The organism is Streptococcus sp. 68, assembly GCF_013277415.1.
GTDB lineage: Bacteria > Bacillota > Bacilli > Lactobacillales > Streptococcaceae > Streptococcus.
Window position 1 is genome coordinate 38,987 of record NZ_VMMX01000011.1, and the last position, 24,060, is coordinate 63,046.

Sequence of the window (24,060 nt, forward strand, 5' to 3'; positions counted from 1 at the left end):
GGAGTTGGAGGGGGCACCCTCCAAAAGCATTGATTTAATAAGATTTTATTTTACCTTTTTCATAATAATCTCCCTATAAAGTCACCGCATTCGGTGGCTTTTTTTGTCTTGGGATTCATGATATAATAATAAAGTCGATAAGTAGGAAAAGAGAAACGGATGAATTATACAGTTGAAGAAAAAGAAGTCTTTATGAGGGAAGCTTTGAGAGAGGCTGAGATTGCTCTTGAACACGATGAAATTCCAATTGGTTGTGTGATTGTCAAGGACGGAGAAATCATTGGCCGTGGGCATAATGCGCGTGAGGAACTGCAGCGAGCGGTTATGCATGCGGAGATTATGGCCATAGAGAATGCGAACTTGAGTGAGGAGAGCTGGCGCTTGCTGGATTGCACGCTTTTTGTGACCATTGAGCCGTGTGTTATGTGTAGTGGGGCGATTGGGCTTGCCCGTATTCCAAACGTGGTCTATGGGGCTAAAAACCAGAAATTTGGCGCTGCTGGGAGTCTGTACGATATCTTGACAGATGAGCGTCTCAATCATCGTGTGGAGGTTGAAACGGGAATTTTGGAAGATGAATGCGCAGCTATTATGCAGGATTTTTTTAGAAATAGACGGAAAAAATAATTTTGCTTTTAAAATGAATAGGAATGTGATATAATAAATAATGGAGCAACAGTTCTGCGTGAAGCGGGTCAGGGGAGGAATCCAGCAGCCCTAAGCGATTTGAATTGTGTGCTCTTTTTTTCGTGCTTTTTGCGAATAAATAAGATAGAATAATCTAGAATAAATGATAATAGAAAAGAGAAGATGATGAAAATTCGTGGTTTTGAATTGGTTTCGAGTTATACAGATGAAAATTTATTGCCCAAGCGTGAGACAGCGCATGCGGCTGGTTACGACTTAAAGGTTGCTGTGCGCACAGTTATCGCTCCAGAAGAGATTGTCTTGGTTCCGACAGGGGTTAAGGCTTATATGCAGCCGACTGAGGTTCTTTACCTTTATGATCGCTCTTCAAATCCTCGTAAGAAGGGCTTGGTTTTAATTAATTCAGTTGGGGTCATTGATGGGGATTATTATGGAAATCCTGGGAATGAAGGGCATATTTTTGCTCAGATGAAGAATATCACAGATCAAGAAGTTGTTCTTGAAGTTGGAGAACGTGTTGTCCAGGCTGTCTTTGCTCCTTTCTTAATTGCAGATGGAGATGCAGCTGATGGCATTCGAACTGGTGGATTTGGATCGACAGGGCACTAGAATGAAGATTATCTTTGTACGTCATGGGGAGCCAGATTATTGTGAGTTAGAGAAGCGTTCTTATACGGGATTTGGGATAGATTTGGCACCCTTGTCTGAGAAGGGACGGCAGCAAGCTCAGGAACTGAGCACCAATCCTTTACTCCTTTCAGCTGAAATAATCATATCTTCTGCAGTCACAAGAGCTTTAGAAACGGCTTCTTATGTAGTTTGTGCTACGGGACTTCCTTTGAGAGTGGAGCCATTATTACATGAATGGCAGGTCTATGAAAGTGGCACAGATAATTGTGAAAAAGCTCGTACTATGTTTCTAGAAAATGAGGGGGAGTTACTTCCTAATAGTCCTATTCAATATGAGACAGCTACGGAAATGAAGTCTCGTTTTTTAGAATGTATGTCTAAGTATCGAGAACATCAGACTGTGGTAGTTGTTGCTCATCGAATGCTCATGCGTCAGTTTGTGCCAAATGAGAAGATTGATTTTTGCCAAGTGATTGAGTGTGAGTTAGAGATATAGAAAGAGGTTTATCATCGCAAAGAAAAAAGCGACATTTGTATGTCAAAATTGTGGGTATAATTCCCCTAAATATCTGGGGCGTTGCCCTAACTGTGGGTCTTGGTCTTCTTTTGTAGAAGAGGTTGAGGTTGCCGAGGTCAAGAATGCGCGTGTGTCCTTGACAGGTGAGAAAACCAAGCCCATGAAACTGGCTGAGGTGACTTCTATCAATGTCAATCGAACCAAGACGGAGATGGAGGAATTCAATCGTGTACTTGGAGGAGGAGTGGTACCGGGAAGTCTCGTTCTTATCGGTGGGGATCCTGGGATTGGGAAATCAACGCTTCTCCTACAAGTCTCAACCCAGCTGTCTCAAGTTGGGACTGTTCTCTATGTCAGTGGGGAGGAGTCTGCCCAGCAGATTAAACTACGTGCAGAGCGTTTGGGTGATATTGATAGCGAGTTTTATCTCTATGCAGAGACCAATATGCAGAGTGTTCGAGCTGAGGTGGAGCGCATCCAACCAGACTTCCTCATTATTGATTCTATCCAGACCATTATGTCTCCTGAGATTTCAGGGGTGCAGGGGTCTGTTTCTCAGGTGCGTGAGGTGACGGCTGAACTTATGCAGCTGGCCAAGACTAATAATATTGCCATCTTTATCGTAGGACATGTGACCAAGGAGGGCACTCTGGCTGGTCCGCGTATGTTGGAGCATATGGTGGATACGGTGCTTTACTTTGAAGGGGAGCGTCACCATACATTTCGTATTCTGAGAGCGGTTAAAAACCGTTTTGGCTCCACTAATGAGATTGGGATTTTTGAGATGCAGTCGGGCGGATTGGTTGAGGTACTCAATCCGAGTCAAGTTTTCCTAGAAGAGCGTTTGGATGGAGCAACTGGTTCATCAATCGTTGTGACCATGGAAGGAACGCGTCCGATTTTGGCGGAAGTGCAGGCTTTGGTGACACCGACCATGTTTGGAAATGCCAAGCGTACGACGACAGGACTTGATTTTAACCGTGCTAGCTTGATTATGGCTGTTTTAGAAAAACGGGCAGGTCTTCTCTTGCAAAATCAGGATGCCTATCTCAAATCTGCTGGCGGTGTCAAATTGGATGAACCTGCGATAGACTTGGCCGTTGCAGTTGCTATTGCTTCGAGCTATAAGGACAAGCCAACTAATCCTCAGGAATGTTTTGTAGGAGAATTAGGTTTGACTGGAGAGATTCGGCGCGTGAATCGTATCGAGCAACGCATCAATGAAGCTGCTAAACTGGGCTTTACTAAGATTTATGTACCTAAGAATTCCTTGACAGGAATCACTCCACCCAAGGAAATTCAGGTCATTGGGGTGACAACGATTCAGGAAGTTTTGAAAAAGGTATTTGCATAATCCGTGACAAATCCTCTTAAAAATGATAAGATAGGAGAAATATTTGACTATCAAATTTTCAAGGAGGGAATCGTGTCGTATTTTGAACAGTTTATGCAAGCCAATCAGGCTTATGTTGCCCTACATGGGCAGTTAAATCTGCCACTTAAACCCAAAACAAGAGTGGCTATTGTGACCTGTATGGACTCTCGTTTGCACGTTGCGCAAGCTCTGGGCTTGGCACTTGGGGATGCTCATATCTTGCGGAATGCAGGTGGTCGGGTGACCGAGGACATGATTCGTTCGCTAGTTATTTCCCAGCAACAAATGGGGACAAGAGAGATTGTGGTATTGCACCATACCGACTGTGGTGCTCAGACCTTTGAAAATGGACCTTTTCAGGAGTATCTGAAAGAGGAACTAGGTGTCGATGTGTCAGACCAGGACTTCTTGCCTTTCCAAGATATAGAGGAGAGTGTACGTGAGGACATGCAATTGCTTATCGAGTCTCCCCTAATACCAGACGATGTCATTATCTCTGGTGCCATTTACGATGTGGATACAGGAAGTATGACAGTCGTAGAATTGTAAAAAATTCATTTAGAAAGAAAGTGTATGAAGAAAAACAGTATTTTATTTATTTTTATTTTATTGCTATGTATTGGTTTGCAGTATGAAACCATCTACTATACGGACGGTTCGATGTCAGCTGCGGAATATGGACTAATGGGAGTTTCTATCTTTCTAGCTCTCTTTTATATGATTCCGGCTCTTTATTTCCTTTTCCGCATTGGGAAAAAATGGGAATTGCCAAAGAAGGCCTTGATTTTGTCTTTATTGGGTGGGATGTTCCTTTCAGGTTGGTTGTCTAGCTTTGCTAATACTTATATCCATGATTTACTGGACGTTCTTTTCCCAGATAGTACATTTTTAAATGCCTTTGAAAGTGCTATTGTGGCTCCTTTGGTAGAAGAGCCCTTGAAATTATTGCCACTTGTTTTTGTTTTGGTGTTAATTCCTGTGCGAAAATTAAAATCTTTGTTTTTACTTGGGATTGCTTCTGGTTTGGGATTCCAAATGATTGAGGATATTAGCTATATTCGTACGGATTTGCCAGAGGGCTTTGACTTTACTATTTCGAGGATTTTAGAGCGTATCATCTCAGGAATTGCCTCTCACTGGACTTTTTCAGGTTTGGCTGTAGTAGGTGTTTACTTGCTTTACAGAGCCTATAAAGGGCAGAAGGTTGGCAAGAAAGAGGGGCTTATTTTCCTAGCTTTAGCCTTGGGAACTCACTTCCTGTTTAACTCTCCTTTTGTGGAGTTGGAGACAGAGTTGCCATTAGCGATTCCAGTGGTTACGGCTATTACTCTTTATGGTTTTTATCAGGCTTATTGCTTTGTTGAGAAGCACAATGGGTTGATGAACTAGAATATTTTTCAAAAGAATGATGCAAGGGTACAAATATGGTGCCCTTCTTTTATTTTTGATTGAAAAATAGTGTAAAAAGCGCTACAATGGTAGATGGAAAAATCTTGTGAAAAGCACAAGCGATACATATATACCGGAGGAAATCATGTCTTTTTCTGATTTAAAGCTGTTTGCCCTTTCTTCTAATAAAGAATTGGCAGAACGTGTGGCGCAGGAGATTGGGATAGAGTTGGGGAAATCAAGTGTTCGCCAATTTTCAGATGGAGAGATTCAGGTCAACATCGAAGAATCAATCCGTGGGAAACACGTCTTTATCCTACAATCAACTAGCTCGCCTGTAAATGACAATCTGCTTGAAATTTTGATTATGGTGGATGCTTTGAAGCGTGCCAGTGCAGAATCTGTCAATGTTGTCATGCCTTACTATGGGTATGCACGTCAGGATAGAAAGGCGAGAGCGCGTGAGCCAATCACTTCAAAACTTGTTGCAAATATGCTTGAAGTAGCTGGAGTAGATCGTTTATTGACAATCGACTTGCATGCTGCCCAGATTCAAGGATTCTTTGATATTCCTGTGGATCATTTGATGGGGGCTCCTCTGATTGCGGATTATTTTGAGCGTCGTGGCATGGTTGGTTCTGACTATGTGGTTGTCAGTCCAGACCATGGAGGGGTGACTCGTGCCCGTAAGTTGGCAGAATTTTTGAAAACATCTATTGCTATCATTGACAAACGTCGTAGTGTTGATAAGATGAATACTAGTGAAGTCATGAACATCATCGGTAAGGTCGAAGGTAAGACTTGTATCTTGATTGATGATATGATTGATACAGCTGGAACGATTTGTCACGCGGCAGATGCCTTGGCAGAAGCTGGTGCTGTTGAAGTCTATGCAAGCTGTACGCACCCAGTTCTTTCTGGTCCTGCTATGGACAATATCCAAAATTCAGCTATTAAGAAATTGGTTGTTTTGGATACCATCTATCTGCCAGAAGAGCGTTTGATTGATAAGATTGAGCAGATTTCAATCGCTCATCTCCTAGGGGATGCTATCGTACGTATTCATGAAAAACGACCACTTTCTCCACTTTTCGGTATTGAGAAAAAAATTTAATGACCAAGCCTGAGATGATTCTCAGGTTTTTTCGTCTTTTTTCCGAATAAATAGATAGAAGCATCAAATCTAGTAAACCTAGATTTAAAACTGTGCTATAATGAAAGGAGAGAAAGAATGATTCTCAGACATCCGGGCATTAGCCCGACCAATGATTTGGTTGCTAAGAAAATTTTCAGCAATCCAGAAATCACTTGTCAATTTATTCGCGATATGCTGGACTTGCCAGCAAAAAATGTGACTATTTTGGAGGGGAGCAATATTCATGTCTTGCCTTCCCTGCCCTACTCGGCTCAGGATTTCTATACCAGCATAGACGTTTTAGCTGAACTAGACAATGGGACACAGGTTATCATTGAGATTCAGGTGCATCATCAGAATTTTTTCGTCAATCGCCTGTGGGCGTATCTGTGTAGTCAGGTCAATCAAAATCTCGAAAAAATTCGCCAACAAGAAGGAAACACTCACCAAAGTTATAAACACATCGCACCAGTATACGCTATTGCTATCGTGGACAGTAATTATTTTCAAGATGATTTAGACTTTCACAGTTTTAGTATGCGAGAGGACACGACAGGTGAGGTCTTAACCATCACAAACAACGGACAAGAAAACCATCTAGTCAAGATGGCATTCTTGGAATTAAAAAAATACAGAGAAACCAGCAAAGACGAGGTTCGTAAACCATGGTTGGAGTTTTTCGGGAATAAACCCTTTACCCAGCACCCCGAGCGAGCCATCAGCCAAGCAGACCAACTGCTGGACTACAAGAGCTGGTCCGAGGAGGATAGGAAAATGTTTAGTGAACAACGCAGGCGTGAAGAACAAGCCTTGTTAGCACACGACTATGCCTTGGAAACTGCTAGGGAGGAAGGGAAATTTTTTGCCTTTCTAGATTTAGTACGCCAACATGCTTTATCTTCCGAATTTGCGAGTGAACAATTAGACACAAATTGAAAAAATATCAAGTTGACTTGACTTTTTTTATAGAATAGTATAGTATTTAGATACAAGCACTCCTTTTGCTCCCTGTTTCATAGCAACTGGAGTCATTTTTTTATAAATTTAGAAGGTTAATGATGTACACAACTGATAATAGTATTTCTTTGTCAAGAGATTTAAAGAGAGAAATGAAAGCATTTTTACCTCTTGAAGATTTGGTAAGTTATCTTTCAGATAAGCTAGATATGTCACCTGAAGAGGAACTAGATTCCAAAAATTTTTTACGTTGCCATAATTACTATTCGTTTTCTGCTTTTATTAAACAGGTTCCAGATAATCTTCATAAAGGAAAATTTCAAGCAGCGATTTCATTGTATGAATTTAATGACTGGTTGTCACAGTTTCTGTTTATATTTTCTGGTAGATTAGAGCAGTTTATAAAATCAACTTTTATTGAATCGCTTTGTCAGCAATATAATGGAAAATATCAAAAAGGTGAGTGTTACTTGGATGAAACTATTTATGAAAACTCTGAATTATATCACGAATTTATTTCAATTATAGAAAAACATTTATCAGAGAATCAAAGTCTTTCAATACAGCATCATATCAAAAATAAAGGTTCTAAATTTCCAATTTGGGTTCTTTTTCAAGAGATGACTTTTGGGGAAACAACTCGTTTTATAAGTGCACTGAAAAAAGAGTACCGGGAGTATTGGATAGATACTACATTTTTATCAACTGGTGTGGTAAATTCTAAAATTCATGGAGAAGAAATCCGGAGTAAATTATTTGGCTGGGTTTCAGCTACATGGTATATGAGAAATAGGACAGCACATCATTTAAGACTATATGGTCAAAATTTTACAATAGCAAGTCCAAGTTTCTTTTCAGCTGATTTGCGTCAAATAAACAAGAATGCAGAGACTAAAAAGAAAAAGACCCATAATAACGATTTATTTGCTTATCTTTTAGCTATGAAAAATCTTATACAACATCATTCACATTCTTTTGTTCAAGATTGGAACGATTTTTTAATGAGTTTAGAGGCACAGTTGATGGAAAAGTCAAATATCATATTATCTAGTAAGATTGGTTTGCCAAGCAATTGGAAAGATATATTGTGGATTGGTTGAACTAAGGAATGATTTATTTGCTCAAGCTATTATTCAGAGAATCTTTGACAATCCAGATGAGAAACCAAACATTAAGAAGTTGATTACCAAGATGAATGAAGGATAAGATGCGAGATTTTGGAATCGCTATAGCGGACGATGTAATAGCTGAACAAGGTGAGAAAATCAGAATCATCAAGGAACACGATGATGCTCTTTCCGTCTGTAAAGAAGATTTGGAAACTCAGTCAAGAATACCAAGAGCAGGTCAAGATGATTCAAATCGTTCCTAGATTCAGTGTGCTTTAATTTTAAAAATTAGGTGTCGAAACCTTTTTTAATACAGACAAAATTAAGGATAAACAATAATTTTAATAACTTTTATTTTTTTTCGTCTCTTTTCCGAATAAATAGATAGAGCCAGAGAATCTAGTAAACCTAGATTTAAAAATGTGCTATAATGAAAGGAGAAGAAATATGACCTTACGTCATCCGGGCATTAGCCCAACTAATGATTTGGTTGCTAAGAAAATCTTTAGCAACCCAGAAATCACTTGTCAATTTATTCGCGATATGCTGGACTTGCCAGCTAAAAATGTGACCATTTTGGAGGGAAGTAACATTCATGTCTTGCCTTCCCTGCCTTACTCGGCTCAGGATTTCTATACCAGTATAGACGTCTTGGCGGAGTTGGACAATGGAACACAGGTTATCATTGAAATTCAAGTTCATCATCAGAATTTTTTCATCAATCGCCTGTGGGCGTATCTGTGTAGTCAGGTCAATCAAAATCTCGAAAAAATTCGCCAACAAGAAGGAAACACTCACCAAAGTTATAAACACATAGCACCAGTATACGCTATTGCTATCGTTGACAGTAATTATTTTCAAGATGATTTAGCCTTTCACAGTTTTAGTATGCGAGAGGACACGACAGGTGAGATATTAACCATCACCAATAATGGACAAGAAAACCATTTAGTTAAGATGGCGTTCTTAGAACTAAAAAAATATAGAGAAACCAGCAAAGACGAGGTTCGCAAGCCATGGTTGGAGTTTTTCGGTAACAAGCCCTTTACCCAACAACCTGAGCGAGCCATAAGCCAAGCAGACCAACTGCTAGACTATAAAAGCTGGTCCGAGGAGGATAGGAAAATGTTTAGTGAACAACGCAGGCGTGAAGAACAAGCCTTACTCGCTCATGACTATGCCTTGGAAACAGCTAGGGCGGAAGGTATTGAACAGGGACTGGAGCGTGGTATTGAACAAGGACTTGAACGTGGCCGTGCAGAGGGTATTGAAAAAGGGCGAGAAGAGGGATTAAAAGTAGGTTTAGTAAATCTAGTACGTCAAGGTCTTCTAACACCTGAGGTTGCGAGTGAGCAATTAGGCATGACCGTGGCTGAGTTTGAAGAACTATTGAAAGACCATCATAAATAAGACCTAAAAATATAGAGAAACCAGCAAAGATGAGGTTCGCAAGCCATGGTTGGAGTTTTTCGGCAACAAGCCCTTTACCCAAGAACCCGAGCGAGCCATCAGCCAAGCAGACCAACTGCTGGACTACAAGAGCTGGTCCGAGGAGGACAGGAGAATGTTTAGTGAACAACGCAGGCGTGAAGAACAAGCCTTACTCGCTCATGACTATGCCTTGGAAACAGCTAGAGCGGAAGGAATCGAAAAAGGTTTAGAGCGAGGTCTTGAACGTGGTCGTGCAGAGGGTCTTGAACAAGGACGAGCAGAAGGCGTTGAACAGGGACTGGAGCGTGGGAAAATCTTTACCTTTCTAGATTTAGTACGCCAACATGTTTTAACCTCTGAATTTGCGAGTGAACAGTTGGGCATGTCAGTTACTGAGTTTGAGTCCTTGCTATGAGGTCACATTTTAAATAGTAGAAAGTTAATGAAATGGCGAGTTATTTCCAAAATACTTGCCATTTTTGCTTGACATTTGGAAGGGGTTATAGGATAATACCATAGAAGTGAGTTCTATCCAACTATTGATGTGGATTAGATATGTGAGGTTTGACTCAGGGTTTAAGAAATTTGTGAGATTTTCACTTGGGAGATACGGTATTTGAAGGGTATTTCATCTCACAAAGACGTTTTTTCACCTTTTTTGAAAAAAATAGGTAAAAAGTTGATGAAAACCCTTGACAAATCCTGCAAATATTTATATACTGTATGGTAGTAAGATAGTCTTACGAAAAAATATTTTAAAGAAAACAAAGGAGATAAAACGATGAAAAAAGTTTTATTGACAAGCGCAGTCGCTCTTGCAGCATTTGGTGCTGTACAAGCTGTTTCAGCTACTTCAGCAGAATCGTTTGGAAATTATAATCCAGATGGTTCAGTAAGATATGGTTCAACTCAAAAAGGTGGAGATGTATACTTCCAAGGTACAGCTCATGACCGTTTTGGTTATGGATTTGCAATTGGAGCTAAATACATCCGTTACGACCGTGATGCAGCACATGGTTTCGACCGTCATGTTCGTGTAACTGTTGTTGATGGTGGTGGACGTCCAGTTCCAAACGTAGAAGTAGACTTCTTCTTGAAACCAGCTTCAGGTGAAAAGAAACCAGAATACTTTACTGTTAAAACTAATGCAGCAGGTGATGCTGAACTTCCAACAGTCTTCAAAGCTGGTGAAGTACTTCAATACCGTGTTGCTAAGACAGCTACTGACTTTAAAGAAGCAGTTGAATTAGTAGGAGAGTTAACAGTTGAAGATGTAAATGCATATGGTAAAGTATTGTACACTAACGGAACAATCGAGTTGCCATACAAACTTGACGATCGTGCTGCAAAAATTGGTAATCAAACTTCAGCTGCTCAATATGGTTGGGCTAACACAGCTGAAGGATGGAAATACTTCGAAAACGCTACAGCTGTTACAGGTTGGAAACAAGTTGATGGCAACTGGTACTACCTAAACGATAAAGGTGTAATGCAAACTGGTTGGGTAAACGTTAACGGAACTTGGTACTACCTAAACAAATCAGGTGCTATGCAAACTGGTTGGTTGAAAGATGGTGGAACTTGGTACTTCCTTGAAGCAACAGGTGCTATGAAAGCTAGCCAATGGTTTGAAGTTGCTGGTAAATGGTACCATGTGAATGGTTCAGGTGCCCTTTCAGTAAATACAACTGTTGACGGTTACAACGTAAACGCAAACGGTGAGTGGGTATAATCCTAATACATGAAATATAAAACAGGAGAGTTATCTCCTGTTTTTTCTTGCATTTATTTTGTATAAGTATTATAATAGTTAAAAATAATAGGAGGTTTCCAATGAAATCAAAAGTGATAAACGTTTTATTAGGTGCTACTTTGGCAAGTGCTGCTCTTCTTGGTGCAAAAGCAACTGCTGTAAAGGCTTCGGAAACGAATGTGTATAAGACAGTTGTTTGGGTCACAAAACAGGAAGATGGGAAGGAAAAGGTTTTAAGAGGTGCTCAAACTTATGATTCATCAAAACCTGAAACCGCTTCTCCAGGTACTTTTTCAGGATATCAATTTGATACTTCTTCAATAGATGGAACGGTATTAAAGCATTACTTTAAGCCAGCAGTGACTGTTACAGGAGATAAAGTAGATGGTCTTTCTGCAAAGCCTGATATTGTAAAGCCATTTAAAGATACAGTTAAAGGGACTTCTTGGTTGGTAATGGAATCAGATGGAACTAGTAGAGAATTAAAAGCTTTTCTTCCTGCTAATGCTACCAAAAAAGCTGAAGAAGTTGAACATGGTACATTTAAAGGTTATCGTTTTGTAGAAACTAAGATTGACCAAGGAGTTCGTAAGCATTGGTTTGTAAAAGACGATAGTGTTACTGGAACTGAAAAAGTGGAAGAGAAACTTACAGGTTGGCAATATATCGCTGATAAGTGGTATTTCTTTGATCAAGATGGCGTGAAGAAAACTGGCTGGGTCAGTGACGGCAGCTGGTATTACCTAGCGGCAGATGGCAGTATGCAAACAGGTTGGAAGTTTATCTCTGGTAAATGGTACTATCTCAATAGCGCTGGCTCTATGCAGACTGGCTGGTTAAATCAAGGTGGTAAGTGGTACTATCTCTACTCCGACGGTGCAATGGCTACTGGTTGGACAAAAGTAGATGGTGTTTGGTACTATCTAAATACTTCTGGTGCTCTGGTGACTGGTTGGTTCCAAGCAGGTGGCAAGTGGTATTATGCCTATAGTTCAGGCGCTCTTGCAGTAAATACAACGATTGACGGCTACACTCTAAATGCAAATGGTGAGTGGGTGTAACATTATACACGGAATAAGTGATAAAGAGGTAAAAAAATGAAAGCAAAACATATTTTAGCAGTGGGAGCTGCAGGGGTAACATTACTTGGTGCTAGTACTTTATTAGCTTCAATTTCAGATGAACTAACAGTCTATGCTAGTCAGAATACAACAGAAAATCCTAATCCAGAAAACTTCCGTAGTACACAATGGAGATATAGAGATAAATCTAATATTCCATTAACCTTCAAATATACTGAGGGATACTCAGATGAACCAGGAGAGGAGACAGGTTTAACTTATAAAAAAAGTTATTCAGATGGAGGCATTTGGGTACATGAGTTTTCTTTAAACGCTGGTGCAACACCTCCAGCTTCAAACGATAACACATATGTTAATACCAATAGTACTGGTAGAAATAACACGGATCGTGTAGATTCTTCTAATACTAACTCATCAACTAACCAAAAAACTGAGTACAAATGGTTAACTGTTGATGGGAAACCTCAGCTTTATATTAATAATAATTTAGCTACAGGCTGGCAAGAAGTTGATGGAAAAATCTATTATTTTGATGACAAAGGAGTCATGAAAACAGGAATCCTCGAACTCAAAGATAAACGCTACTACTTTGATGAAGATGGTGTGAAGAAAACTGGTTGGGTCAATGAAGGTGGTAAGGATTACTATATTACTGATGATGGTTCTAAACCAACTACGATCATTGCAAAAGGTGAGAAGATTTACTACGTTAAAGAGGGGATTCAACAAACAGGTCTTCAACAGATTGAGAAGAAGTGGTATTATTTATTGGCAGACGGTAGCCGTAAAACAGGTCTCGTTCAAGATGCAAATAAGAAATGGTACTATATTACAAATGATGGCGAACGTAAAGTTGGTCTCGTAAAAGATAGTGATGGTGCTTATCATTACCTTACTCCAGAAGGTGAACGTAAAACAGGTTCTGTCACTATTGACGGTGTGACTTATCGTTTAGCGGATCGTGCTAGTAGCAAGCCAGGTTGGAATAAAATTGATGGTAAGTGGTACTATTATGATGCGGAAGATAACATGAAGACAGGTTGGGTTAAAGATGGCTCATGGTACTACTTGGATGCTTCTGGTGTAATGAAGACAGGTTGGCAAAAAATTGATGGGGTATGGTATTATCTCAATGGTTCAGGTGCTATGCAGACAGGTTGGTTGAACCAAGGTGGCACATGGTACTACCTCAACAGCTCAGGTGCTATGCAAACAGGTTGGCTCAAGCAAGGTGGTACATGGTATTATCTTGCTGGCTCAGGCGCTATGAAGACAGGTTGGTACCAAGTTAGTGGTAAATGGTATTACTCATATTCATCAGGAGCTTTGGCTGTGAACACAACTATCGATGGTTACACGGTAAATGCCAATGGTGAGTGGGTGTAAGGAATATAATAAAGAAATAAGGGGAAATTCCTCTTATTTTTTTGTCAATAAGGAGGTTATTTCTTGATTTTTCCGAAAGAAAATGCTATAATGATAGCAAAAAGGATATTAAAGGTGGTAAATACTTTATGGACAAGAAAAAACTTTTCACTGCTAGCTTGGCTAGCGTTGCCGTTCTGGGAGCAGGTTTCCTTGCTTCAAACCCATCAGTTGTGAAAGCTGAAGAAATGGCTTCATCTCCTTTGACTAAGGAAGATGTTGCTGATTACTTCACAGATTTAGAAAAACAAGCTGAAGAAGCTATTAATAAAAATGATAAAATTACTGATAAAGAAGCAGCAATTTTAGCAGCTAAAGCAGCTATCGGTAAAGATGATTTATTAAAAGCTATTGATGATAAAGAGATTACACCTGAAGAAGTGCTAAAAGACTTAGCAGAAGCTAGCAAGACAGAATCAGATGAAGCAGAACCAGGAAAATATGGTGCAAACTATGCTCCTAAAGAAGTTAAAGATGCAAAACCTGCTCCAGGTGCTGAATTAGTTCGTAACGAATCAGGTGAAGTAACAGAAGTTAAACCATTGAACGGTGGAATTGACGCTGATGCTCAAGATAAAATCAACAAACGTTTAGATGAAGAAAATACAGATGTTAAAGATGCAGAAGAAAGATTAGCTGCAGCTAAACATGATGAAAAAGAAGCTGAATCTAACAGAGAAGAAGCTAAAGCAGCTGTAGAAGCAGCTAAAGAAAATGTGAAAGCAGCTCAAGATGAATTAGCAGCTGCAAAAGAAGCTAAAGCAAAATTTGAAAAAGAATTAGCAAGCTATAAAGATGCTGACGGTGAACAAGCTGATCAATATAGAGAAGCAGCAAGAGCTGATTTAGAAAAAGCTGAAGCAGCATTAAAAGATGCAGAAGAAACATTAAAACAAGCAGAAAAAGAAGCAGAAGAAGCTAAAGCTGCATTAGAACAAGCAGATGAAGATTATTATTCATATGTAGCAGACCGTGAAGTAGAAGAAGTTCGTGTACTACGTCGTCAAATTGCAAAAGATAAAGCTGATGGAAAAGATACTACAGCATTAGAAGAAGAACTTGATATTGCTTTAAATGGTGTAAAACCAGCGGTAAATGAAGTTAACCCATACGAAGGTCCAGTAACTGGTTTCTTTGACGAAACAGGAGAAAACCCAATTGCAGAAGGTGAGTTAGGTACACATGCACCTAGAAATATCCCTGGATACACTTATACAGGAGTTTCATATACAAAAGATGGTATTTTAAGACATATCTATAAGGTAACTGGTTCTGATTCAGGTAACAGTAACCTAGACCATCAGGCAAATGGTGGGGAGTATCCAGGTGATCGCTATATTATTAACAGACCATCTGTTACACCAGGTTCAACAACACCATCTACACCAGCAAATGAAACACCTGCAACACCAGCTCCTGGAGCAGATACTCCAGCTGCACCAACAGCTGAAACACCAGCACCGACAGCTCCAGCTGTAGCAGGTACTAGTCAAGACAACACTTATCAAGCACCAGCTGCAAAAGCAGAAGATAAGAAAGAACTTCCAAACACTGGTGGCAAAGATAATGCTGCAATTGCATCATTAGGATTCCTAGGCTTGCTCCTTGGTGCCCTTCCATTTGTGAAACGCAAAAACTAATTAGTTAAAAATATGAAAGAGAAGGACTTGTTGCCTTCTCTTTTTGTGGTATATAATCGCGTGAGGGCTTTGTTGGATAGTAGAAAATAAAAAGTGAACAAGACAATATTTCATTCTTGTTCGCTTTTATGTTATTAGTGATTGTATAATCTTATAACAATGCTTCAAACTCAGCGACAGTCATGCCCAATTGCTCACTCGCAAATTCGGAAGTTAGAACATGTTGGCGAACCATGTCTAAGAAGGCAAAAAGTTTCCCTTCTTCCCTTCCTTCAACTTTCCCACGCTCCAGTCCCTGTTCAAGACCTTCAGCCCTAGCAGTTTCCAAGGCATAGTCCTGTGCTAACAAGGCTTGTTCTTCACGCATACGTAGTTGACTAAACATTTTCCTGTCCTCCTCGGACCAGCTCTTGTAGTCCAGCAGTTGGTCTGCTTGGCTGATGGCTCGCTCTGGTTCTTGGGTAAAGGGTTTGTTCCCGAAAAACTCCAACCACGGTTTACGAACCTCGTCCTTGCTGGTTTCTCTATATTTTTTTAGTTCTAAGAACGCCATCTTGACTAGATGGTTTTCTTGTCCATTATTGGTGATGGTTAAGACTTCACCCGTCGTATCTTCTCGCATGCTAAAACTGTGGAAAGCTAGATCATCTTGGAAATAATTACTATCCACAATAGCTATTGCGTAAACAGGTGCGATATGTTTGTAACTCTGGTGGGTATCACCTTCACGTTGGCGAATTTTTTCAAGATTTTGATTGACCTGACTACACAGGTAAGCCCACAGGCGATTGATGAAAAAATTCTGATGATGTACCTGAATCTCAATAATTACCTGAGTGCCATTGTCTAGCTCCGCCAAGACATCAATACTTGTATAGAAATCTTGTGCTGAATAGGGCAGAGAAGGCAAGACATGAATATTACTTCCCTCCAAAATAGTTACATTTTTTGCTGGTAAGTCCAGCATATCGCGAATAAATTGACAAGTGATTTCTGGATTGCTAAAGATTTTTTTAGCTACCAAATCATTGGTTGGGCTGATGCCCGGATGACGTAAAGTCATATTTCTTCTCCTTTCATTATAGCACATTTTTAAATCTAGGTTTACTAGATTCACTGGCTCTATCTATTTATTCGGAAAAAGTATGAAAAATGCTTGGTCTGGCTCTTCCCAATGGTATTTTTTGGTGCTTTCCTTTATAATGGGTGTATGGATAAGAAAAAATTATTATTGATTGATGGGTCTTCTGTTGCTTTTCGGGCGTTTTTTGCACTCTATCAGCAGTTGGACCGTTTTAAGAATGCGGCTGGTTTGCATACCAATGCGATTTATGGCTTTCAATTGATGTTGAGCCATTTATTGGAGCGGGTGGAGCCCAGTCATATTTTGGTGGCTTTTGATGCGGGAAAGACGACCTTCCGTACAGAGATGTATGCGGACTATAAGGGTGGTCGGGCTAAGACTCCTGATGAGTTTCGTGAGCAATTTCCTTTCATTCGTGAGTTACTGGATCATATGGGGATTCGTCACTATGAGTTGGCTCAGTATGAAGCTGATGATATCATCGGGACGCTGGATAAGCTAGCTGAACAGGATGGTTTTGACATTACCATTGTCAGTGGGGACAAGGACTTGATTCAGCTGACGGATGAGCATACGGTGGTTGAGATTTCCAAGAAAGGTGTGGCTGAGTTTGAGGCCTTTACGCCAGATTATCTCATGGAAAAGATGGGCATTACACCGACGCAGTTTATCGATCTCAAGGCGCTCATGGGTGATAAGTCGGATAATATTCCTGGGGTGACCAAAATTGGTGAAAAGACAGGTATCAAGCTCTTGCTGGAGCATGGTTCGCTTGAGGGAATTTATGAAAATATCGATGGGATGAAGGCTTCTAAGATGAAGGAAAATCTCATCAATGATAAGGAACAGGCCTTTTTGTCAAAAACATTAGCGACCATTGATACCAAGGCACCGATTGAGATTGGTTTGGAGGATTTGGTCTATAGTGGTCCAGATGTGGAAAATCTTGGGAAATTCTACGATGAGATGGGCTTCAAACAGCTCAAGCAGGCTTTAAATGTGTCGTCAGCTGATGTGGCTGAGAGTTTGAACTTTACTATCGTTGACCAAATTAGTCAAGATATGCTGAGTGAAGAGTCTATCTTCCATTTTGAGCTTTTTGGTGAGAATTACCATACGGATGATTTGGTTGGTTTTGCCTGGTCTTGTGGGGATAAGCTCTATGCCACAGACAAGCTTGAGCTGTTGCAAGAGCCGATTTTCAAGGACTTTTTAGAAAAAACACCTCTGAGAGTTTATGACTTTAAGAAGGCTAAAGTTCTCTTGAATCGCTTTGGTGTGGATTTGCAGGCGCCTGCTTTTGACAGCCGTTTGGCTAAATACCTCCTTTCGACTGTGGAGGACAATGAAATTGCGACTATCGCTAGTCTTTATAGTCAGACTTATTTGGTTGATGATGAGACCTTCTATGGTAAGGGAGTCAAGAAGGCTCTTCCTGAACGTGAGAAATTCTTGGAGCATTTAGTTCGTAAGCTTGCTGTTTTGGTCGAAACAGAGCCTATTTTACTTGAAAAACTCAGCGAAAATGGGCAGTTAGAGCTTCTTTATGATATGGAACAACCTTTGGCTTTTGTCCTTGCCAAGATGGAAATTGCTGGGATTACGGTCAAGAAAGAGACCTTGCTTGAGATGCAGGCTGAAAATGAGCTTGTCATTGAAAAACTCACTCAGGAGATTTACGAATTGGCTGGTGAGGAGTTTAATATCAACTCGCCTAAGCAGTTGGGCGTGCTTCTCTTTGAAAAATTGGGGCTACCTCTAGAATACACTAAGAAAACCAAGACAGGTTATTCGACAGCGGTGGATGTCTTGGAGCGTCTAGCTCCGATTGCACCGATTGTTAAGAAAATCCTAGACTATCGTCAGATTGCCAAGATTCAATCCACTTATGTAATTGGCTTGCAGGACTGGATTTTAGCTGATGGCAAGATTCATACTCGCTATGTTCAGGATTTGACCCAGACTGGGCGTTTGTCTAGTGTGGATCCAAACTTGCAAAATATTCCTGCCCGATTGGAACAAGGGCGCTTGATTCGGAAAGCTTTTGTGCCAGAGTGGGGGGATAGTGTGCTGCTCAGCTCGGACTATTCACAGATTGAATTACGCGTTTTGGCTCATATCTCTAAGGATGAGCACTTGATTAAGGCCTTCCAAGAGGGGGCGGATATCCATACTTCGACAGCCATGCGGGTCTTTGGCATTGAGCGTCCTGAGGATGTGACTGCAAACGACCGTCGCAATGCTAAGGCAGTTAACTTTGGAGTGGTTTACGGGATTTCAGACTTTGGTTTGTCTAATAATTTGGGAATTAGCCGTAAGGAAGCCAAAGCCTACATTGATACCTACTTTGAACGTTTTCCAGGTATTAAAAACTACATGGATGAAGTGGTGCGTGAGGCGCGTGATAAGGGCTATGTAGAGACCCTCTTCAAGCGTCGTCGTGAGTTGCCAGATATCAATTCGCGCAACTTCAATATTCGTGGTTTTGCGGAGCGGACAGCCATCAATTCTCCTATTCAGGGTTCGGCAGCAGATATTCTCAAGATTGCCATGATTCAGCTAGATAAAGCCTTGGTTGCAGGTGGTTATCAGACTAAGATGCTTCTGCAAGTGCACGATGAAATCGTCCTTGAAGTTCCTAAATCGGAACTAGCAGAGATGAAAAAATTGGTCAAAGAAACCATGGAAGAAGCCATTCAACTCAGTGTTCCCCTTATTGCAGACGAAAATGAAGGGGCAACCTGGTACGAGGCTAAATAAAAAGGGGGCTAGTCCTCCTTTTTTGTAGTAGAATTCTGCAAGCCTTTTCAAATTGTGCTATACTGATGAAAAAGGAGGATTTCTATGAGTCAAGAATTTATCAATCCAAGTGATGGTGTGATTCGTCAGTATCTAGCAACGAGTAAAACCCTTGCTGTAGTGGGTTTATCAGACCGTGAGGAAACAACCAGCAATCGAGTGACCAAGGAAATGCAGGCTCGAGGTTATAAAATCATTCCAGTCAATCCCAAGGCGGCAGGTGGCGAAATCTTGGGTGAAAAGGCTTATGCTAGTCTAGCAGAGATTCCTTTTCCTGTAGATATTGTCAATGTTTACCGTCGCAGTGAATTTTTGCCAGATGTGGCGCGTGATTTTCTCAAGGCTGATGCTAAGATTTTTTGGGCACAGCTAGGACTTGAAAGTCTAGAAGCGGAAGAGATTTTGCGTGCTGGTGGATGCGATGACATTGTGATGAATCGCTGCATCAAGAGAGAACATACTCGCTTGATTAAGGAAGCATAAGAAAAAGGTAGCTGGTGGGCTACCTTTTGTGTTATACTCAATGAAAATCAAAGAGCAAACTAGGAAACTAGTCGCAGGCTGCTCAAAACACTGTTTTGGGGTTGTAGATAGAACTGACGAAGTCAGTAACCATACCTACAGCAAGGCGACGTTGACGTGGTTTGAAGAGATTTTCGAAGAGTATTAGAAAATGCCGATAAGGGTCTGCATACCAAGACTAGTGAGGATGATGGCAATCCAGCAGATGGCTCCGAGAACAATGGATTTTCCGCTGGATTTGACCATAGCTACCAGATTGGTTTTGAGCCCGATAGCACTCATGGCCATGACAATAAGGAATTTAGAGAGTTCTTTGAGAGGGGTAAAGAAACTACTAGACACACCTAGAGAGGTGAGTAGTGTAGTGAGGAGAGAGGCAAGGATAAAGTAAAGGATAAAAAGTGGGAAGACTTTTTTCAGTTGTAGGCTTTGCTTGTTTTCTTGTTGGCGACTTTGCCAGTAGGATAGAAAGAGCGTGATAGGGATAATGGCCAAAGTACGTGTGAGTTTAACAATGGTTGCAGACTCGAGGGTATTGCTTTGGTAGAGACTGTCCCAAGCGCTGGCTGTGGCGGTTACAGAGGAAGTATCATTGACCGCAGTTCCTGCAAAGAGGGCGAAGCCTTCATTGGATAGGTGAAGCCAGGTTCCTAGGGTTGGAAAGATGAGCGCAGCCAAGACATTGAAGAAAAAGATAACGGAGATGGCTTGGGCTACTTCCTTTTCCTTGGCGTGAATAACAGGCGCTGTTGCTGCAATGGCAGAACCACCACAGATTGAAGAACCTACTCCAACCAAGGTAGCCAGTTTTGTATCCAGTGCAAAGAAGCGCTGGAAGAAATAGGCAATAATCAGAGCTATTGAGATGGTGGATAGGATGACAGGGAGTGAAGATTGTCCGACTGCGAAGACTTGCGAGATATTGAGACCAAAACCAAGCAAGACAACGGCATATTGGAGCAATTTTTTAGAACTAAAGGTCAATCCAGCATCCAGTTGTTTATAAGACGAGAGAAAGGGATGTAGGAGCATGCCTATGAAAATCGCAAATACAGGCGCGCCAATCACAGGGAAGAATCCTCCTAAGTACCAAGATACGATAGAAATGAGAAGGCAGGCAAAGATGCCTGCTCCATTTTTTGATAGAAATGACATAAAAACCTCCAAATAGAATCTGTTACTATTATAGACCTATAAACAGGAAAAGTAAAATAGAAAGTGGAGCCTAATAATTATTTGACAAGTAGTGCTAATTATGTAATAATAATCTTACAAGAACTGTAACGAAGTCTTGGCAAAAACAAAAATACCAGAGCTCCACCTCTGGTATTTCTTTTTGTCCAGTTACATTAAAACTAAACTCAGGTTATATTTTTTTGTCGCGCTTATCTAACCACTTTCTGACTATCCACTCAGAAATGACATTACCGATAATAGTAATCAGTAACGGTGCTAGAATAACTGTAACGAAGATTAGCAAAAACTCACCTCCAAACTAAGTTCGTTAGTGGAGTTGCGACAAATCCATTTTAACATACTTCAATTTGTCATGCTAGCGTTATTCTATCATGTATTTTTGCGGTCGGGGGGCTTTTGTAGTATAATAGAGATACGTTTTGAAAGTAGGAGGTATCTATGGACTTAACTAAGCGCTTTAATAAACAGTTAGATAAGATTCAAGTTTCGTTGATTCGTCAGTTTGACCAGGCTATTTCGGAGATTCATGGGGTCTTGCGTTTGACTTTGGGGGAACCTGATTTTACAACACCAGATCATGTTAAGGAGGCGGCCAAGCGAGCGATTGATCAGAACCAATCCTACTATACAGGGATGAGTGGTCTGCTGACTCTACGTCAGGCAGCCAGTGACTTTGTTAAGGAAAAGTACCAACTGGACTATGCTCCTGAAAATGAAATCTTGGTTACAATTGGGGCGACAGAGGCATTATCTGCTACTTTGACAGCTATTTTGGAAGAGGGAGACAAGGTGCTCTTGCCAGCTCCTGCCTATCCGGGTTATGAACCGATTGTCAATCTAGTTGGGGCAGAGATTGTCGAGATTGATACAACTGAAAATGGGTTTGTTTTGACTCCTGAGATGTTGGAGAAGGCCATTTTGGAGCAAGGTGACAAGCTCAAGGCGGTAATTCTCAACTATCCAGCCAATCCGACAGGAATTACCTATAGTCGGGAGCAGTTGGAAGCCTTGGCAGCTGTTTTACGCAAGTATGAGATTTTCGTTGTCTGTGATGAGGTTTACTCAGAATTGACCTACACAGGGGAAGCCCATGTGTCTCTAGGAACTATGTTGAGAGATCAGGCTATCATTATCAATGGTTTGTCTAAATCGCATGCTATGACAGGTTGGCGTTTGGGGTTGATTTTCGCTCCTGCAGCCTTTACAGCCCAATTGATCAAGAGTCACCAGTACTTGGTTACTGCCGCAAATACTATGGCGCAACACGCTGCGGTAGAAGCCTTGACGGCTGGTAAAAACGATGCGGAGCCTATGAAGAAGGAATACATCCAGCGTCGGGACTATATTATCGAGAAAATGACTGCTCTTGGTTTTGAGATTATCAAACCAGACGGTGCCTTTTATATCTTTGCTAAGATTCCAGCGGGCTATAATCAAGATTCCTTTGACTTTCTCAAGGATTTTGCTCAGAAGAAGGCCGTTGCCTTTATCCCTGGAGCTGCCTTTGGGCGTTACGGAGAAGGCTATGTGCGTCTGTCTTATGCAGCCAGCATGGAGACGATCAAAGAAGCCATGAAACGACTTGAGGAGTACATGAGAGAAGCATGATTCAGTCTATCACGAGTCAAGGCTTGGTGCTCTACAATCGCAATTTTCGTGAGGATGACAAGCTAGTCAAGATTTTTACTGAGCAGGCTGGTAAGCGGATGTTTTTCGTCAAACATGCTGGCCAGTCCAAACTGGCTCCTGTTATTCAGCCCTTGGTGCTGGCACGATTTCTCTTACGAATCAATGATGACGGGCTTAGCTACATTGAGGACTATCATGAGGTGATGACTTTTCCCAAGATTAATAGCGATCTCTTTGTCATGGCCTATGCGACCTATGTGGCAGCTCTTGCAGATGCTAGTTTGCAGGACAATCAGCAGGATGCTCCCTTGTTTGCTTTTTTACAAAAGACTTTGGAGTTGATGGAAGAGGGCTTGGATTATCAGGTTTTGACTAATATTTTTGAAATTCAAATCTTGACTCGATTTGGGATTAGCCTCAATTTTAATGAGTGTGTCTTCTGCCATCGGGTTGGTCAGGCTTTTGACTTTTCTTTCAAATATGGAGCCTGCCTCTGTCCAGATCATTATCATGAGGATGAGAGACGTTGCCATCTCAATCCCAATATCCCTTATCTGCTCAATCAATTTCAAGCCATTGATTTTGAGACTTTGGAGACCATTTCGCTCAAGCCTGAAATCAAGCAAGAGCTACGCCAATTTATGGATCAACTCTACGAAGAGTATGTTGGGATTCACCTAAAATCAAAGAAATTTATTGATTCCCTAGCAGACTGGGGACAATTACTAAAAGAGGAAAAGAAATGAAAAAAATCGCAGTAGATGCCATGGGGGGCGATTACGCACCTCAGGCCATCGTTGAGGGTGTCAATCAAGCCCTAGCTGACTTTTCAGATATCGAGGTTCAACTCTACGGAGATGAAGCTAAAATCAAGCAATATCTGACAGCGACAGAGCGCGTCAGCATTATCCATACGGATGAGAAGATTGATTCAGACGATGAACCTACGAGAGCTATTCGGAAGAAGAAAAATGCCAGTATGGTATTGGCAGCCAAGGCTGTCAAAGAGGGTGAAGCAGATGCTGTACTCTCGGCTGGGAATACAGGTGCTTTACTAGCAGCAGGATTTTTCATCGTGGGTCGTATCAAGAACATTGACCGACCAGGCCTTATGTCGACCTTGCCGACTGTAGATGGAAAAGGTTTTGACATGCTAGACCTCGGTGCCAATGCGGAGAATACAGCCCAGCACCTCCATCAATATGCGGTTCTAGGTTCCTTCTATGCAAAAAATGTCCGAGGGATTGCGCAACCACGTGTTGGCTTGCTCAATAATGGAACAGAGAGTAGCAAGGGTGACCCGCTTCGTAAGGAAACCTATGAATTACTAGCGGCTGATGAGAGTTTGAACTTTATCGGAAACGTGGAAGCGCGTGATTTGATGAATGGTGTTGCGGATGTTGTCGTCGCAGATGGTTTCACGGGAAACGCTGTGCTCAAATCCATTGAAGGGACAGCCATGGGAATCATGGACTTGCTCAAGACAGCTATTACAGGTGGTGGTCTTCGAGCGAAACTAGGCGCCCTCCTTCTCAAAGATAGCCTCAGAGGTTTGAAAAAACAGCTCAACTATTCAGATGTTGGTGGAGCGGTCTTGTTTGGTGTCAAGGCACCGGTTGTCAAGACTCATGGCTCAAGTGATGCCAAGGCTGTGTATAGTACGATTCGCCAGATTCGTACCATGCTAGAGACAGACGTAGTTGCCCAGACTGCGCGTGAATTTTCAGGAGAATAAAAG

General features: G+C 41.2%; 21 protein-coding genes, 1 other RNA gene and 2 pseudogenes. 22 read left to right on the forward strand and 2 right to left on the reverse strand.

Annotated elements, in window-relative coordinates; all coding sequences use genetic code 11:
- The first annotated feature begins 159 nt into the window (after positions 1–159).
- From tadA to HT720_RS06795, 17 genes and pseudogenes are all read left to right on the forward strand, one after another.
- Complete coding sequence (gene tadA, locus HT720_RS06710; RefSeq protein ID WP_001110112.1) at positions 160–627, forward strand: tRNA adenosine(34) deaminase TadA; 468 nt, start codon at positions 160–162, stop codon at positions 625–627.
- 32 nt (positions 628–659) lie between these two features.
- Positions 660–757, forward strand: an RNA gene (gene ffs, locus HT720_RS06715) — signal recognition particle sRNA small type.
- A gap of 56 nt (positions 758–813) precedes the next feature.
- A complete protein-coding gene (locus HT720_RS06720; protein WP_173275117.1) occupies positions 814–1,257 on the forward strand; it encodes a dUTP diphosphatase in 444 nt (147 codons plus the stop codon).
- Positions 1,217–1,774 carry a histidine phosphatase family protein gene (locus HT720_RS06725; protein WP_173275119.1) on the forward strand — a complete coding sequence of 186 codons (558 nt, stop codon included), beginning with the start codon at positions 1,217–1,219 and terminating at the stop codon, positions 1,772–1,774. Before HT720_RS06720 ends, HT720_RS06725 begins: the two co-directional genes overlap by 41 nt.
- Before the next feature lie 10 nt (positions 1,775–1,784).
- Positions 1,785–3,149 (forward strand): DNA repair protein RadA, encoded by a 1,365-nt coding sequence (radA, locus tag HT720_RS06730; RefSeq protein WP_135783528.1) that lies wholly within the window; start codon positions 1,785–1,787, stop codon positions 3,147–3,149.
- Between the two features lie 72 nt (positions 3,150–3,221).
- Positions 3,222–3,719, forward strand: a complete 498-nt coding sequence (locus HT720_RS06735; RefSeq protein WP_004237611.1) for a carbonic anhydrase — start codon at positions 3,222–3,224, stop codon at positions 3,717–3,719.
- A gap of 24 nt (positions 3,720–3,743) precedes the next feature.
- Positions 3,744–4,559 (forward strand): PrsW family glutamic-type intramembrane protease, encoded by an 816-nt coding sequence (locus tag HT720_RS06740; RefSeq protein WP_173275122.1) that lies wholly within the window; start codon positions 3,744–3,746, stop codon positions 4,557–4,559.
- A 145-nt stretch (positions 4,560–4,704) separates the two neighbouring features.
- Entirely contained in the window at positions 4,705–5,673 is a 969-nt protein-coding gene (locus HT720_RS06745; RefSeq protein WP_000010159.1) for a ribose-phosphate diphosphokinase, read from the forward strand.
- A gap of 117 nt (positions 5,674–5,790) precedes the next feature.
- Positions 5,791–6,630, forward strand: a complete 840-nt coding sequence (locus HT720_RS06750; RefSeq protein WP_173275125.1) for an Rpn family recombination-promoting nuclease/putative transposase — start codon at positions 5,791–5,793, stop codon at positions 6,628–6,630.
- Positions 6,631–6,752: 122 nt separating this feature from the next.
- Positions 6,753–7,751, forward strand: coding sequence for an Abi family protein (locus tag HT720_RS06755; protein WP_173275128.1), 999 nt, complete (start codon positions 6,753–6,755; stop codon positions 7,749–7,751).
- Positions 7,752–7,858: 107 nt separating this feature from the next.
- Positions 7,859–8,023: a hypothetical protein gene (locus HT720_RS06760; protein ID WP_004242079.1), complete on the forward strand. Its 165-nt coding sequence runs from the start codon at positions 7,859–7,861 to the stop codon at positions 8,021–8,023.
- Positions 8,024–8,207: 184 nt separating this feature from the next.
- Positions 8,208–9,170 (forward strand): Rpn family recombination-promoting nuclease/putative transposase, encoded by a 963-nt coding sequence (locus HT720_RS06765; protein WP_173224594.1) that lies wholly within the window; start codon positions 8,208–8,210, stop codon positions 9,168–9,170.
- Positions 9,171–9,177: 7 nt separating this feature from the next.
- A pseudogene (locus tag HT720_RS06775) lies at positions 9,178–9,606 on the forward strand (hypothetical protein); the annotation flags it as partial.
- A gap of 1,020 nt (positions 9,607–10,626) precedes the next feature.
- Positions 10,627–10,923, forward strand: a pseudogene (locus tag HT720_RS10245) (hypothetical protein); the annotation flags it as partial.
- 101 nt (positions 10,924–11,024) lie between these two features.
- Positions 11,025–12,005: an N-acetylmuramoyl-L-alanine amidase family protein gene (locus tag HT720_RS10370; RefSeq protein WP_173275132.1), complete on the forward strand. Its 981-nt coding sequence runs from the start codon at positions 11,025–11,027 to the stop codon at positions 12,003–12,005.
- A 36-nt stretch (positions 12,006–12,041) separates the two neighbouring features.
- Complete coding sequence (locus HT720_RS06790; protein ID WP_173275135.1) at positions 12,042–13,412, forward strand: nucleoside triphosphate hydrolase; 1,371 nt, start codon at positions 12,042–12,044, stop codon at positions 13,410–13,412.
- A 128-nt stretch (positions 13,413–13,540) separates the two neighbouring features.
- Positions 13,541–15,091 (forward strand): LPXTG cell wall anchor domain-containing protein, encoded by a 1,551-nt coding sequence (locus tag HT720_RS06795; RefSeq protein ID WP_240156328.1) that lies wholly within the window; start codon positions 13,541–13,543, stop codon positions 15,089–15,091.
- A gap of 151 nt (positions 15,092–15,242) precedes the next feature.
- On the opposite strand, the gene HT720_RS06800 is transcribed toward HT720_RS06795, so the two are convergent.
- A complete protein-coding gene (locus HT720_RS06800) occupies positions 15,243–16,154 on the reverse strand; it encodes an Rpn family recombination-promoting nuclease/putative transposase (RefSeq protein WP_173275138.1) in 912 nt (303 codons plus the stop codon).
- Between the two features lie 147 nt (positions 16,155–16,301).
- Here HT720_RS06800 and polA point away from each other — a divergent pair, with 147 nt between their 5' ends.
- Together polA and HT720_RS06810 are read left to right on the forward strand one after the other, a co-directional pair.
- A complete protein-coding gene (gene polA, locus HT720_RS06805; RefSeq protein ID WP_173275141.1) occupies positions 16,302–18,935 on the forward strand; it encodes a DNA polymerase I in 2,634 nt (877 codons plus the stop codon).
- An 84-nt stretch (positions 18,936–19,019) separates the two neighbouring features.
- Positions 19,020–19,457 carry a CoA-binding protein gene (locus HT720_RS06810; RefSeq protein ID WP_023932883.1) on the forward strand — a complete coding sequence of 146 codons (438 nt, stop codon included), beginning with the start codon at positions 19,020–19,022 and terminating at the stop codon, positions 19,455–19,457.
- A gap of 183 nt (positions 19,458–19,640) precedes the next feature.
- Here the strand turns inward: HT720_RS06810 and HT720_RS06815 are convergent, their stop codons facing one another.
- Positions 19,641–20,651, reverse strand: coding sequence for a YeiH family protein (locus tag HT720_RS06815; protein WP_173275144.1), 1,011 nt, complete (start codon positions 20,649–20,651; stop codon positions 19,641–19,643).
- A gap of 480 nt (positions 20,652–21,131) precedes the next feature.
- On the opposite strand from HT720_RS06815, the gene HT720_RS06820 reads away from it, so the two are divergent.
- Genes HT720_RS06820 through plsX form a run of 3 tightly spaced genes read left to right on the forward strand, consistent with a single transcriptional unit; the run spans position 21,132 to position 24,057 of the window.
- Complete coding sequence (locus HT720_RS06820; protein WP_173275146.1) at positions 21,132–22,301, forward strand: pyridoxal phosphate-dependent aminotransferase; 1,170 nt, start codon at positions 21,132–21,134, stop codon at positions 22,299–22,301.
- Positions 22,298–23,068: a DNA repair protein RecO gene (gene recO / locus HT720_RS06825; RefSeq protein WP_050261986.1), complete on the forward strand. Its 771-nt coding sequence runs from the start codon at positions 22,298–22,300 to the stop codon at positions 23,066–23,068. Before HT720_RS06820 ends, recO begins: the two co-directional genes overlap by 4 nt.
- Positions 23,065–24,057, forward strand: coding sequence for a phosphate acyltransferase PlsX (plsX, locus tag HT720_RS06830; protein WP_173275149.1), 993 nt, complete (start codon positions 23,065–23,067; stop codon positions 24,055–24,057). Before recO ends, plsX begins: the two co-directional genes overlap by 4 nt.
- Positions 24,058–24,060: the final 3 nt, after the last annotated feature.

Coding starts and splice junctions, on each gene's coding strand:
- HT720_RS06790 (WP_173275135.1), top strand. CDS start 12,042: ATGAAAGCAAAACATATTTTAGCAGTGGGAGCTGCAGGGGTAACATTA.
- HT720_RS06810 (WP_023932883.1), top strand. CDS start 19,020: ATGAGTCAAGAATTTATCAATCCAAGTGATGGTGTGATTCGTCAGTAT.
- HT720_RS06745 (WP_000010159.1), top strand. CDS start 4,705: ATGTCTTTTTCTGATTTAAAGCTGTTTGCCCTTTCTTCTAATAAAGAA.
- plsX (WP_173275149.1), top strand. CDS start 23,065: ATGAAAAAAATCGCAGTAGATGCCATGGGGGGCGATTACGCACCTCAG.
- HT720_RS06795 (WP_240156328.1), top strand. CDS start 13,541: ATGGACAAGAAAAAACTTTTCACTGCTAGCTTGGCTAGCGTTGCCGTT.
- HT720_RS06765 (WP_173224594.1), top strand. CDS start 8,208: ATGACCTTACGTCATCCGGGCATTAGCCCAACTAATGATTTGGTTGCT.
- HT720_RS06800 (WP_173275138.1), bottom strand. CDS start 16,154: ATGACTTTACGTCATCCGGGCATCAGCCCAACCAATGATTTGGTAGCT.
- HT720_RS06820 (WP_173275146.1), top strand. CDS start 21,132: ATGGACTTAACTAAGCGCTTTAATAAACAGTTAGATAAGATTCAAGTT.
- HT720_RS10370 (WP_173275132.1), top strand. CDS start 11,025: ATGAAATCAAAAGTGATAAACGTTTTATTAGGTGCTACTTTGGCAAGT.
- HT720_RS06755 (WP_173275128.1), top strand. CDS start 6,753: ATGTACACAACTGATAATAGTATTTCTTTGTCAAGAGATTTAAAGAGA.
- HT720_RS06720 (WP_173275117.1), top strand. CDS start 814: ATGAAAATTCGTGGTTTTGAATTGGTTTCGAGTTATACAGATGAAAAT.
- HT720_RS06815 (WP_173275144.1), bottom strand. CDS start 20,651: ATGTCATTTCTATCAAAAAATGGAGCAGGCATCTTTGCCTGCCTTCTC.
- HT720_RS06760 (WP_004242079.1), top strand. CDS start 7,859: ATGCGAGATTTTGGAATCGCTATAGCGGACGATGTAATAGCTGAACAA.
- polA (WP_173275141.1), top strand. CDS start 16,302: ATGGATAAGAAAAAATTATTATTGATTGATGGGTCTTCTGTTGCTTTT.
- recO (WP_050261986.1), top strand. CDS start 22,298: ATGATTCAGTCTATCACGAGTCAAGGCTTGGTGCTCTACAATCGCAAT.
- HT720_RS06750 (WP_173275125.1), top strand. CDS start 5,791: ATGATTCTCAGACATCCGGGCATTAGCCCGACCAATGATTTGGTTGCT.
- tadA (WP_001110112.1), top strand. CDS start 160: ATGAATTATACAGTTGAAGAAAAAGAAGTCTTTATGAGGGAAGCTTTG.
- HT720_RS06725 (WP_173275119.1), top strand. CDS start 1,217: ATGGCATTCGAACTGGTGGATTTGGATCGACAGGGCACTAGAATGAAG.
- HT720_RS06740 (WP_173275122.1), top strand. CDS start 3,744: ATGAAGAAAAACAGTATTTTATTTATTTTTATTTTATTGCTATGTATT.